General features: G+C 39.6%; 13 protein-coding genes and 1 tRNA gene. 5 read left to right on the top strand and 9 right to left on the bottom strand.

Annotated features, from left to right (window positions below; genetic code table 11):
* Positions 1–155 precede the first annotated feature (155 nt).
* Entirely contained in the window at positions 156–560 is a 405-nt protein-coding gene (locus ACO1QW_RS15815) for a hypothetical protein (RefSeq protein ID WP_486260170.1), read from the bottom strand.
* 189 nt (positions 561–749) lie between these two features.
* On the opposite strand from ACO1QW_RS15815, the gene ACO1QW_RS15810 reads away from it, so the two are divergent.
* Positions 750–1,550 (top strand): 3-keto-disaccharide hydrolase, encoded by an 801-nt coding sequence (locus ACO1QW_RS15810; protein WP_486260168.1) that lies wholly within the window; start codon positions 750–752, stop codon positions 1,548–1,550.
* Here the strand turns inward: ACO1QW_RS15810 and ACO1QW_RS15805 are convergent, their stop codons facing one another.
* Complete coding sequence (locus ACO1QW_RS15805) at positions 1,551–2,582, bottom strand: PAS domain-containing sensor histidine kinase (protein WP_486260166.1); 1,032 nt, start codon at positions 2,580–2,582, stop codon at positions 1,551–1,553.
* Positions 2,583–2,808: 226 nt separating this feature from the next.
* On the opposite strand from ACO1QW_RS15805, the gene ACO1QW_RS15800 reads away from it, so the two are divergent.
* Complete coding sequence (locus tag ACO1QW_RS15800) at positions 2,809–3,024, top strand: hypothetical protein (RefSeq protein WP_486260164.1); 216 nt, start codon at positions 2,809–2,811, stop codon at positions 3,022–3,024.
* 147 nt (positions 3,025–3,171) lie between these two features.
* Entirely contained in the window at positions 3,172–4,281 is a 1,110-nt protein-coding gene (locus ACO1QW_RS15795) for a DUF2911 domain-containing protein (RefSeq protein WP_486260162.1), read from the top strand.
* Between the two features lie 54 nt (positions 4,282–4,335).
* Here ACO1QW_RS15795 and ACO1QW_RS15790 read toward each other — a convergent pair.
* Both ACO1QW_RS15790 and ACO1QW_RS15785 read right to left on the bottom strand, forming a co-directional pair.
* A tRNA-Val gene (locus ACO1QW_RS15790) sits at positions 4,336–4,410 on the bottom strand.
* Positions 4,411–4,476: 66 nt separating this feature from the next.
* Positions 4,477–6,483, bottom strand: coding sequence for a hypothetical protein (locus ACO1QW_RS15785; RefSeq protein WP_486260160.1), 2,007 nt, complete (start codon positions 6,481–6,483; stop codon positions 4,477–4,479).
* Positions 6,484–6,592: 109 nt separating this feature from the next.
* On the opposite strand from ACO1QW_RS15785, the gene ACO1QW_RS15780 reads away from it, so the two are divergent.
* Together ACO1QW_RS15780 and aat are read left to right on the top strand one after the other, a co-directional pair.
* On the top strand, positions 6,593–6,886 hold the full coding sequence (locus tag ACO1QW_RS15780; RefSeq protein ID WP_486260158.1) for an ATP-dependent Clp protease adaptor ClpS: 294 nt from the start codon (positions 6,593–6,595) through the stop codon (positions 6,884–6,886).
* Positions 6,837–7,565, top strand: coding sequence for a leucyl/phenylalanyl-tRNA--protein transferase (gene aat / locus ACO1QW_RS15775; protein ID WP_486260156.1), 729 nt, complete (start codon positions 6,837–6,839; stop codon positions 7,563–7,565). The genes ACO1QW_RS15780 and aat overlap by 50 nt, the downstream gene beginning before the upstream one ends.
* Positions 7,566–7,596: 31 nt before the next feature.
* Here the strand turns inward: aat and ACO1QW_RS15770 are convergent, their stop codons facing one another.
* The 5 genes from ACO1QW_RS15770 to ribH form a co-directional block, all read right to left on the bottom strand.
* A complete protein-coding gene (locus ACO1QW_RS15770; protein ID WP_486260154.1) occupies positions 7,597–8,511 on the bottom strand; it encodes a DUF4349 domain-containing protein in 915 nt (304 codons plus the stop codon).
* 77 nt (positions 8,512–8,588) lie between these two features.
* A complete protein-coding gene (locus ACO1QW_RS15765) occupies positions 8,589–9,023 on the bottom strand; it encodes a hypothetical protein (RefSeq protein WP_486260152.1) in 435 nt (144 codons plus the stop codon).
* Positions 9,024–9,450: 427 nt separating this feature from the next.
* On the bottom strand, positions 9,451–9,858 hold the full coding sequence (locus tag ACO1QW_RS15760) for an EVE domain-containing protein (RefSeq protein WP_486260151.1): 408 nt from the start codon (positions 9,856–9,858) through the stop codon (positions 9,451–9,453).
* Positions 9,859–9,956: 98 nt separating this feature from the next.
* Positions 9,957–10,676 (bottom strand): (Fe-S)-binding protein, encoded by a 720-nt coding sequence (locus tag ACO1QW_RS15755; RefSeq protein ID WP_486260149.1) that lies wholly within the window; start codon positions 10,674–10,676, stop codon positions 9,957–9,959.
* Between the two features lie 20 nt (positions 10,677–10,696).
* On the bottom strand, positions 10,697–11,203 hold the full coding sequence (gene ribH / locus ACO1QW_RS15750; RefSeq protein ID WP_486260147.1) for a 6,7-dimethyl-8-ribityllumazine synthase: 507 nt from the start codon (positions 11,201–11,203) through the stop codon (positions 10,697–10,699).
* Positions 11,204–11,219 lie beyond the last annotated feature (16 nt).

The raw sequence follows: 11,219 nt of genomic DNA, 5'->3' as shown, positions 1-11,219 counted from the left end.
GTAAATTGGGCGTGAAGAGTGGTGAAGGATTTTATAATTATGCGGGAGGAAGTAAAGAGTTGGTGGTGAGTAATTCATTTAAAAAATAAAATTAGAATAGGTTACAACAAAGCCTGCTGATATCAGCAGGCTTTGTTGTAATAAGTCGATCCTGATCAATTAACTTTTTTATACCTCACTTTATAGTCCGCTGACATATACAACAACAATTGATAAAGCTTTATTTCAAACTCCTCTCCTTTTGTGATCCATGTAAAACTATCTGCAGTATAAACGATTCCATTGCTGTTTGAATAATCAATAAAACGAAGTTTGCCATTCACTATTGAATAAGTTGTGTTAGCAGTTGTTGGCCAAGCAGGGCCGGGAGAGCCGGAGCAATCGAATTGCAGCTTATTAGTTCCGTTTACCTGCGAAAATACAAGGGTGGCGGCAGGGCCTGTGCCATCAGTACCTACTCTTACCCAAGTTCCATGGAGTTGTGCCTCATCAGATTGTTTTTCTTTTTTACAAGAAGCGGTGAAAATCAGAAATGCATAAATGACAAATAAGTATTTCATAATATCAACAAATTCCTAAAAGTGATAAATACATGTTGCTCAATACAGGGCAACCGGCTGTCTTATTTCTGACAACTCAAATCCCAATTCCGTTGTATAGCCGATTTTTTTTGCCGGTATTTGTTGCGCAATCGTTCCTCCATCGTCAATTCCGTTCTTTCGCCTATCTTCGGAATACAACCACAAGCGATGCGTCAATATTTTTTCTTAGCACTCTCATTATTCTTTATAAATTGCAACTCACCGAAGCAAACACAATCAACCGATCAATGGGTTTCTTTATTTAATGGTAAAGACATCAACGATTGGTTTGTAAAAATTCATCATCATGATGTTGGTGTCAATTTCGGAAACACTTTTCGTGTGGAAGATGAGATGATCAAAGTGCGTTATGACCAGTACGATAAATTCAACGAACAGTTTGGACACCTGTACTACAAAACGCCTTACTCCTACTATCATTTAAAACTTGAATATCGTTTTGTGGGCGAGTGGTTCAAATCAGCACCATCTTATACGTTGCGCAATAGTGGCGTCATGTTTCATTCACAGGATCCGCATACGATGCCGAAAGAACAGGACTGGCCTATTTCTGTGGAAATGCAATTCCTTGGTGGATTAAGCGATGGCAAGCCTCGTTCAACAGGAAACATGTGTTCACCCGGAACAGAAGTAGTTCAGAAAGGAACTATTGTTCCATCGCATTGCATTAATTCTTCGTCAAAAACATATGATGGCGAACAATGGGTGAGTGCAGAATTAATTGTGCTTGGCGATTCATTGATCACACATATCATTAATGGGGATACTGTATTGCAATATTCAAAACCACAGATTGGTGGTGGCGTTGTTGCACGTTATGATCCCAAAATAAAACAGGATGGAAAATTGTTGAGCAGTGGTTTCATTGCATTGCAAAGCGAAGGCCAGCCAATTGATTTCAGGAATATCCGCATCAAAGATTTGTCGAAGCAATACAGAAAGAACTAATTACTTTTCTAATCGCAGAATCACTTCAGTTCCTTTGCCTGGTTTGCTTAACACTGTAACCACGGCGTTAATAGAAGCAGCCCGCTCTCTTATTACCGTCAACCCGTTGCTGTGTTGTACTGCATCAACGTCAAAGCCTTTGCCATCATCTGCAATAATAAATGAAAGCTCTTCGTTGGTTTCAGTAATCGTTACAGTTGCGTTGGATGCTTCTGAATGATAAAGCACATTATGTAATGCTTCCTGGCAAATACGGAAAATATCAAGTTGCATTTCTTTACTTAATGCAGCATCATTACAACTTCCCTGCAGTACACAATTAATAGAACTGATCACAGAAAATTCGTTGCAATGCCATTTCAATGTTTCAACCAAGCCAAGATCATTTAACATACCGGGGCTGATTGTAAATGAAATGCGTTGAATGGTTTTCATGAGTAACTCTGTAATCACCGCCGCATGCTCCAGGCGATTGGCAACAGCATCGGTTAATTCAACTTCTTTTGCACGTATCCAATCGATATCAATTTTTAACACGGCCAGCAACTGCGCCAATTCTTCGTGCAATTCAATAGATAGATATTTACGATCCCGTTCTATACTGCCTTTAAAATGATTAGCCAGGCCTTTGAACCTGTTGAATTTTTCTTCGATTTGCTTTTCCGTTTCTTTCCTACGTGTTACATCTTTCGCAATAGCGAATACCAATTCCTTGTCAGGAAAATAAATAGCTGTCCAGTCGAGCCAGAGAATGCTTCCGTTTTTCTGAACATACCTGTTTTGGAAATTGATAAGTGGTTGGCCATTGATCATTTTCTCCCGCTCAAGTTTTGTGACCTCTTTATCACCAGGATGTATGAAGCTGCTGATGGGTTGGGCAAATAATTCCTCCTTTGTGTAGCCAAGTTTGTCAATTGCCGATTGGTTGACTTTACGGAAATATCCATCCTTACCTGCAATACAAACAAGATCGGGAGTGAGTTCAAAAAAGGGTAACAACTCAAATTCAGTCGTGTACAATAGATCAGACATATGCGTTCGTGGCAGGCAATAATACATTTAAAACGCAATTAAAAAGTCAACACATACATATTCAAAAAATACAACAGGTTTATACAACAGGTTTGCAAATGCATAGAAGTATACTAATCAAAAAACATTTTCAATACTAATGGCTCTCCTTTACCGATTGCACGAAAATAAGACGGTACGTTATTTGATATTTTACTTTATAACGATGTTAAAACATCCTACTATAATGACAATTTTTGCAACGGGGTACCTGTTACTGTATGTGTTGCTGTTGCAGTTAGAACCTTTACCTAATCTCAGTTTTATTTTATTTTTCTTTTCACCCGTTGTTGTTCTTGCACTCGCTTACAGCATTCTCCGTTATGGAAAATATACCGGCAAAGAACTTCCTGAAAGCGAACATTGGGGTTACCAGGACCGACCGGATAAAAAACCAAGATAGTATTTCAACTGCAGTATAAAACTGCCAATCGGCAAGCACTAAGGTTCAGCAAAAATTCCGTCTATCAATTTCCCTCTTCATTAATCATAATCAATTTAAGCAGGCTGAATGTTGTGGGTAGATTACAGCTACTAAAACTTAATGCTCATGAAAAAATTTTGTTTGCTGTTATTCAGCAGCGCATTTTTTATTTCTTCCTTTGCACAAATTCCATTGACTGTTTCACCGAGTGGCGGTAATAAAAAAGCTTCAGTAAGTGAGCGAATTGGCTTAACTGATGTAACAATTCACTACGATCGTCCGGCGGTAAAAGGCCGTGAAGGAAAAGTGTGGGGTGAATTGGTACCTGTTGGTTTTACCGATCCCGGTTTCGGAAGCAGCAAATCGGCTCCATGGCGTGCAGGTGCCAATGAAAATACAACAATTGAATTCAGTACTGATGTAACTGTTGAAGGGAAACCAGTGAAAGCTGGTCGTTATGGTGTTTTTCTTGCGTACGATCCTGCTGGCTCTACTTTGATTCTTTCGAATAATTCTACTTCATGGGGGCATTATTATTACGATGCAAAAGAAGATGCTTTGCGTGTTCCGGTAAAAACAGTTGCATCGGATAGATCAACAGAGTGGCTGAAATACGAATTCATGAATGAAAGTGAAGCAGGCGCTACTGTTGCATTGCAGTGGGAAAAACTCATGTTCCCTTTTCGTATAGAAACAGATTACGTAAAAGAACAGATCGCTTCTTTTCGCAGAGAATTACGCACTGAGAAAGGATTTATCTGGCAAAGTTGGAACCAGGCAGCTGCATGGTGTTTACAACGCAACACTAATTTAGAAGAAGCATTACTGTGGGCCGATTCTGCTACAAGCCGTGGCTTTGGTGGCGATCGTGTATTTGGTGCATGGGCAGTAAAAGCACAGTTGCTCCAAAAGCTTAATCGTGGAGATGATGCTTCAGCCGTTATGAAAAAGGCGATGGCGTTTGGCAACATGCAGGATCTGCATCAATATGGCCGTCAATTATTACAGTTGAAGAAAACGAAAGAAGCTTTGGAAGTATTCAAACAAAATCATGATAAAAACCCCGGTCAGTTTACAACGTTGATGGGCCTGGTGCGAGGATACTCGGCCAATGCTGATTACAAGAGTGCATTGAAGTATGCAAATCTTGCCCTGCCACTCGCCGCCGATGAGCAAAACAAAAAGAATATTGAAACAATGATCACTAAACTGAAAGAAGGAAAAGATGTGAATTGAGGAAAGAACGTTTGGAAAAATAAAAAAGGTTCACAATTGTGAACCTTTTTTCTGTGGGAGCACACGGGCTCGAACCGCGGACCCTCTGCTTGTAAGGCAGATGCTCTGAACCAACTGAGCTATGCTCCCGTTTGGGGAGTGCAAAGATAAGGGGATGACTTATTCAGACAAAAAAATCTAAAAAATATTTGAAGATTATTTTTTTGTGGGGATGATAAAATTCATCGGACGTTTACGGAAGTATTTCCACAAAATGCCCAGGAACTCAGGATAGTCTCTCAACTTAATTCCCCTTGATTTCACCGCAACAAAAAAGGCAAAACCAAAGCTCACAAAAAAATTAAGAAAGCCAATCAAACTTACACCTAACAAGATCACACCAAGATAACGGTAATCGATGGGGCCTTCCATGCCAAAGAAACCGATGGCTGTGTTACCAGCTGAAATGGTAATATGCCTGATATCTAGAGGAATCCCGAATGTCTTTCCTATGAATGCTGCCATACCAAGGAAGAAACCCAATGAAAGACTACCGGCAATCGATCCTAATTTATTCTCAACAAGATTAACCAACCGGCTTAATTGCTTTTTGCCAAGTGAATGATGTAAAGCCGGGTGCATTTGAATTCGCTGAGGCAATTGTGCATATACTACATAATTTTCTACCCAGCCTGCTATCAATCCACTTAAGAATAAAAAGAAACCCGTAAAGCATGCGTATAATAATGCCAGTGATTGAAACGGATGCTGTGCCTGCAACAATCCTAATGCTTCGCTTCCAGCTGCTATCTTGGTGCCGGTGATTTCATAATAGAGCATTGCCAACAGGTAAGTCATTGGAAAAACGATCAACAGGTTACCAGCAAAAGATGCCAACTGGCTACGGGATACCTGCGATACAGTTACAGCTAGATTATCAAGATCAGGCCTTCCTTTCAACTTTGATGAATCCAGTGAACTGGCTACAGCAGATGCTGTAAACGCCGGCTGCTTTGTTGCCAATGTTGAACCCGATGATTGTATAAGCAAGAAACCAATACTGTAATTTGTACTGTATGCAACGCCTTGCCAGAAAGGTGCAAGGGTTACTTTCACCAGCAGATTTTTAAAAATAGCAATGAAGGAAATAATAAATCCCCCGCCCATTGCACTGAGAAAAAGAAGATTGAATTCTTTCCTGGTTTTTGTGATGAATGTTTCCCCTCGTCTTCCACCATGTTCCGAAATCTGGTAAGCCAATAACCCAACGTTCTGCGACAGGAATTCACTTAAACTGTTTTTACGGTTTTGATTACGTACTACGGTTATAAAATAAGTTATGAAGCGATCAATATCAAAACGTTTATCATTGTCAACCGCATCAAGTATTAGCAGGATTCGTTCAACATGCTGCTCCATACGTGTGAGCAGGAAGGTCTCAGCTAAACTTGTACCTATACTCTCCCGTTGCTCTTTAATATACCTTATACTTTGCAGGCAATTGTTCAACGCTTCGAAAATACCCGCAGCGATCATTTTCTCATCTTCGATATTATGCGTATTCTTCTTTTTCTCAAGCAGCATATTCACCAAACGGCTTTGCTCAAGAAACGGAAACACAGCATCGTTCCGGGCATCATGCAACCGGGTGATTTCTTTTTCAAGTCCCATCATTGCTAAACGATACGACAGGGTTTGCATTGACTGTAACAACTGGTTGTTTAGCGTTGGCTCATTCAGATTAACTTCAATGCCTATTCGGCCAAAAAAAGATTTCCATAATTCACCGTCGATCTTTTCTATCCACACATAATCGTTCTTCTTGTAAAAAAGACGTTCAATTACAAAAAGAAAATCAGTGGGCTCTAGTAAAGCCGGTATAATTTTATGTTTGAATTTTGAACCGAGCTCCTGAATAAATCCTCTCGAACTCAGCAAACCACTTTCTGTAAGTGCAGTGGTAACATCGCTATTAGAAAATTGAGTAAGTAACGCCTTTCGTATAGAAAAAAGTAAGGACCGGTCTTCCTGTAGTTGAAATAAAAACGCTTTAAACTTTAGTTCGGCGGCTTCTTTGTCATTCACATCTGCGGGCCTTATCTTTCGAAACAATTCAACAAGAAAATCGAGGCCCCGATTGCTGTTATCCATAGAAATGACAACCGCCTGGCCCTGGTTTGGGCTTTCTTCAGTTTTCTTTTTAAGCAGTTGCCTGAATTTCATATGATTTCCCGTCTGTTATGCTTATCCATGACAACTTTTGTACCACTTAAGTTGCTTTCCCAATATGAAGAAATTGTTTTTTTCTTTTCATTGGTTAATTTTGCAGCTAATGTTCAGCACAGAAACACATACCAAAGAATTAATAGAAACGGATGTTCTCACAGACGTAGAAGAACCTTGTCATCTCATTATGTGGAATGACGAGGTGAATACATTTGAATGGGTAATTGAAACACTCATCGATATTTGCGACCATGCACCCGAACAGGCGGAACAATGTGCCTGGCTTATTCACAGCAAAGGAAAATATGCAGTAAAAAACGGATCATATGATGATCTGAAACCTCTTTGCGATGCAATTACTGAACGTGGCATTGGTGCCACTGTTGAAGTTATTGCCTGATTTGCACTTTACAATCCGACCTTTATTTTTGCACATGCCCTTAACGGTTTTAAATGACAAGCTCTGGTTTCCACCTGTTGAAGATTCATCAGCAGATGGTTTGCTTGCCATTGGCGGCGATTTAAGTACAGATCGATTGCTGCTTGCCTATCGCAGTGGCATTTTTCCCTGGTTTAATGATGACGAGCCACCGCTTTGGTGGTGCCCTGATCCACGATGCGTTTTGTTTCCCGACGAGTTATATGTGAGCAAGAGTATGCAGCAGCTTCTCAACCGGAATGCATTTGAATTTCGTTTTAATACAGCGTTTAAAGAAGTAATTCATTTGTGCGGACAAACACGCAAGCTTACCGAAGGCACATGGATCACCAAAGAAATTGAACAAGCCTATACAAAACTTCATCAACTAGGATATGCTATTAGTGCAGAAACATGGCTTAACAATGAACTTGCAGGTGGTTTGTACGGCATACGCCTGGGTTCAGTTTTTTTTGGTGAAAGCATGTTTAGCAAAGCAAGCAATGCCAGCAAATATGCTTTTATAAAGCTTGTTCAGCAATTAAAACAAGAAAACATTGTGTTGATCGATTGCCAGATATACACTCCTCATCTTGAGAGTTTAGGTGCACGCATGATTCCGAGAGAAGAGTTTAAGAAAATAGTTGAAGCGAACATTTGAGTCGTTATAATTCAAATGTTCGCTCATATAATTATGCTTGCGGTGCTTTTACTTTTTTCAAAACTGAACGTTTAACGGCCCATACCACAAGTGTAATAATTAAAGCAAGAGGCCAGATGTTTAATAAGCCGATCATTACTTCCACCAATCCACTCCATCCACTTAAAAAAGCTGTTTTACTTTTTTCCCAAAAGCTAACTGTTTGTGTTTCCTGGGCTGCAGCATTTATTACCTGGTAATACGTAAGATGGATAGTGCTCATTGCTGAAGCATTTGACAAGTAGTTGATACGGCCACTGGCACTTTCAATTTCTTCCTGTATACCGTTGATCTCGCTTTGAACTTGTAATATCTCTTCCATATTCTTTGCCTGCTTCAGCAAATCAAGATAACGCAACCGCACTTGTTTCTTTGCTTCCAGTCTTGATCTTGTGTCTACGTACTGCGTCGTTACATCTTCAGATGATATTTTCTTTTCATTGATCTTTCCATCGCCGCTGGTAAAAAAATCTACCGCAGATTGAAACTGATCAACAGGGACTTTAATAACAATTGTATTTTCAATCTTGTATTCTGTTTCCGACTGTAATTCATCAGCTACATAGCCGCCAAAACGGCTGGCAGATGAATGCACCAACTGGTTGAACTTTGAATAATCTTTTAGTTCCACATTTAGTGTAGCGGTCTTAATGATCTTTTTATTCCAATCGGGTTTACTTTCAGGTGACGGTGATGATTGAGCAGATGGCTTGCTTGGCTGTTGTTTTTCTTTTTCATCACCAGGAATTGCTGGTGAATGCTGTAGCATCGCAGTTGTATCTGCTATGTTGTCTTCCAATTTTACACCTGCAACCCTTATAGATTCAGCTGCTTCTTTTTTATTCTCGTGGTTGCATGAGACGGCCAGGAGCAGGAATGCGATTCCGGCAAAGAGTAATTGTTTCATGATGATGTTTTTATTTCAGATGCAGAATAGTTTTAAATACATAAACCGGCCGATAAAATATCAGCCGGTTCGTTGGTTTATTTCTTTCTCTTAAAGTGGATGACAGAGCTATCGGCACTCATGAGATTCAACTGCTCAGTAGTTAGAATTGCTACATGCATCAACTCTTGATCATCTAATGAATCTCCTTCGATAATTACGAGTTGTGAACTGTCTTTCCATTCATACTTACTTTTCTGCGGCACAATACTATCATTGAGCAATTGTGTAATAGCACCATCAGCACTAAAGCGAAAAGTATAATTGGTAAGGTTAGAGTCAAGTGATAACAACAGTAATCCAATACTGCTGGTATCTTTTGAAGCTATTGATTCAATTTTCCAATCGCCGATGATGGTTTCCTTGTAAGAAGTTTGAATAGGTGGTTTAATGTTTCTGTTGCGTTGAGAATATAAATACACAGCTCCGCCAGCTGCTGCCAATAGTACGACAGCCAAAATGATCTTTTTCATTTGATAATTTTTTAATTGTTTTTAAAAGGCCAAATGTTATTCGGATGGAAATTTCCTTCGCACTAAAAATATAGCTGCGAAAATTTTACGCTCATTTCATTTTGAAATGTTTTTGATTGTTTTAAATGAGAAGCAAGATGCAGGAGCAGCGAACCACTTGCTGAATTCATTTGCCGGCGTGCAAATCATTCAACTGCTGATGTATCATTCATAAGTAAAGATTGATACCGGGTAACGGCAAAATGTAACCGAAGCGAATTGTTAAAATATCTTAAGAGATTAAAAAGGGAAAGGAGAAAAACAATTTCGTTGAGTTCGTAAAATAAAAAAAGAGCTGACAACGTCAACTCTTTAAACTTTTTTTGTCTCGTTAAACTCTTAGCAACTCAACTCCTTTACTCTTTACACTTATTAAACTCTTACCCCCCTACTCGCCTGCTAACTCCAGCACCACATCCCACTCTACATCCGTTACTTTGCCAACACTCAAACGTCCTAAACGTAACAAGTCCATATTCGCTAAACGTTTATCTGTTTTCATTTGCGCAAGCGTTACCGGCTTCTTGAGTTTACGCACCGGTTTAAAATCAACAACTACCCACGCTTCTTCATCTGTTGTTGGATCCTGGTAAGCTTCCTTGGCCACTTTTGCAATCCCTACAATTTCCAATCCTTCATTGCTATGATAAAAGAAAACCTCCTCGCCTTTTTTCATATCACGGAGATTGTTACGGGCAGCATAGTTGCGCACACCATCCCAGAATGTTTGTTTGTCTTTTACAAACTGATCCCAGCTGTATTTGAACGGTTCTGATTTAATTAACCAATGAGCCATAAGTAATTTAAGAATTTGAAGATTTGAAAATGAAAATACAGCTTTTTGAAGATGATTAAATTCAAATTAGCCCATCCTCAAATTTTCAAATTGTATTCTCACCATCCATTTGCCAATACATCAGCCAGATGTAATGTGCGGAGGTTGTGCCCTTTTTGTTTAATGTAACCTTCTAAATGCATGAGACAACTCAGATCAGTAGAGATCATGTATTGGGCACCTGTAGCTAATGCATTATTTACTTTCTGATCGGCCATGGCGATGGAGATAGGTTCAAACTTCACTGCGAAAGTGCCACCAAAACCACAACAGGTTTCTACATCGTTCATTTCAACCAGTTCTAATCCCTGCACATGCTGCAAAAGTTTACGTGGGCCTTCTTTAATCTTACATTCACGTAACGCAGCACAGCTATCATGATAAGTTGCTTTGCCTTCCAGCTTTGCACCGATATCTTCTACCTTTAAAACATTGGTGAGAAACTCACTAAACTCGTAAAGACGCTTACCGATATCTTTTACCTCGTTATGAATCGATGAGTTGTCGAAAATTTTGCCGTAGTAATTTCTTACAAAACCACTGCATGATGCACTTGGTGCAATAATATATTCACTCCCCGAAAAGTCTTTCATGAATTTCGTTGCAACATCTTTACACTCCTGCTGAAACCCTGCATTAAATGCCGGTTGTCCGCAACAGGTTTGATTTGCATTGTACTTCACATTACAACCCAGCTTCTCCAGTACTTTCACCATATTAAAGGCAGTTTCCGGATAAAGCTGATCAACAAAACAAGGTATAAACAGTTGTACAGTCATGGCCAACAAAGGTTGAGCGCTTATTTTTTTAATGAGGTGTTTAGTACGATCATTTTTAATGCAGTAATGGCTGCTTCTTCGCCTTTATGACCATGGCTACCACCAATTCGTTCAATAGCCTGCTGTTGATTTTCAACAGTAAGCACGCCAAGTATTACCGGCACATCAAGGGTAAGATTCAAATGCGTTACCGAATCGGTAACTGCTTTGCATACATAATCGAAATGAGGAGTATCGCCACGAATGACACAACCAAGTGTAATAAATGCATGTGGCCTTGTTTTGATATGCCTTGACTTACTGTCCCAGTAAGCTTTTACTGCAAAGCCAATTTCAACTGCTCCTGGCACAGTTACAGTCACTACTTCATGAACACCAAATTCGTCTAATATTTTTCTGCATCCTTTTTCAAGTTCATCGATCACTGTTGCATTCCACTCGGTACGTACCAATACAACACAGGCACCCGAAAAATCGTGAGTGCCTGCATTTAGTTGGTATAAGTTGCTATTGCTAACTTCTGCCATAATATGATTGCTTAAT

The sequence above is a fragment of the Lacibacter sp. genome (genome assembly GCF_057361365.1).
The sequence above is the reverse complement of the archived record's forward strand: the minus strand, read 5'-3'. Positions and strand labels throughout refer to the sequence as shown.

Coding starts and splice junctions, on each gene's coding strand:
- aat (WP_486260156.1), top strand. CDS start 6,837: ATGCAATTACTGAACGTGGCATTGGTGCCACTGTTGAAGTTATTGCCT.
- ACO1QW_RS15780 (WP_486260158.1), top strand. CDS start 6,593: ATGTTCAGCACAGAAACACATACCAAAGAATTAATAGAAACGGATGTT.
- ribH (WP_486260147.1), bottom strand. CDS start 11,203: ATGGCAGAAGTTAGCAATAGCAACTTATACCAACTAAATGCAGGCACT.
- ACO1QW_RS15805 (WP_486260166.1), bottom strand. CDS start 2,582: ATGTCTGATCTATTGTACACGACTGAATTTGAGTTGTTACCCTTTTTT.
- ACO1QW_RS15810 (WP_486260168.1), top strand. CDS start 750: ATGCGTCAATATTTTTTCTTAGCACTCTCATTATTCTTTATAAATTGC.
- ACO1QW_RS15770 (WP_486260154.1), bottom strand. CDS start 8,511: ATGAAACAATTACTCTTTGCCGGAATCGCATTCCTGCTCCTGGCCGTC.
- ACO1QW_RS15815 (WP_486260170.1), bottom strand. CDS start 560: ATGAAATACTTATTTGTCATTTATGCATTTCTGATTTTCACCGCTTCT.
- ACO1QW_RS15800 (WP_486260164.1), top strand. CDS start 2,809: ATGACAATTTTTGCAACGGGGTACCTGTTACTGTATGTGTTGCTGTTG.
- ACO1QW_RS15765 (WP_486260152.1), bottom strand. CDS start 9,023: ATGAAAAAGATCATTTTGGCTGTCGTACTATTGGCAGCAGCTGGCGGA.
- ACO1QW_RS15755 (WP_486260149.1), bottom strand. CDS start 10,676: ATGACTGTACAACTGTTTATACCTTGTTTTGTTGATCAGCTTTATCCG.
- ACO1QW_RS15760 (WP_486260151.1), bottom strand. CDS start 9,858: ATGGCTCATTGGTTAATTAAATCAGAACCGTTCAAATACAGCTGGGAT.
- ACO1QW_RS15785 (WP_486260160.1), bottom strand. CDS start 6,483: ATGAAATTCAGGCAACTGCTTAAAAAGAAAACTGAAGAAAGCCCAAAC.
- ACO1QW_RS15795 (WP_486260162.1), top strand. CDS start 3,172: ATGAAAAAATTTTGTTTGCTGTTATTCAGCAGCGCATTTTTTATTTCT.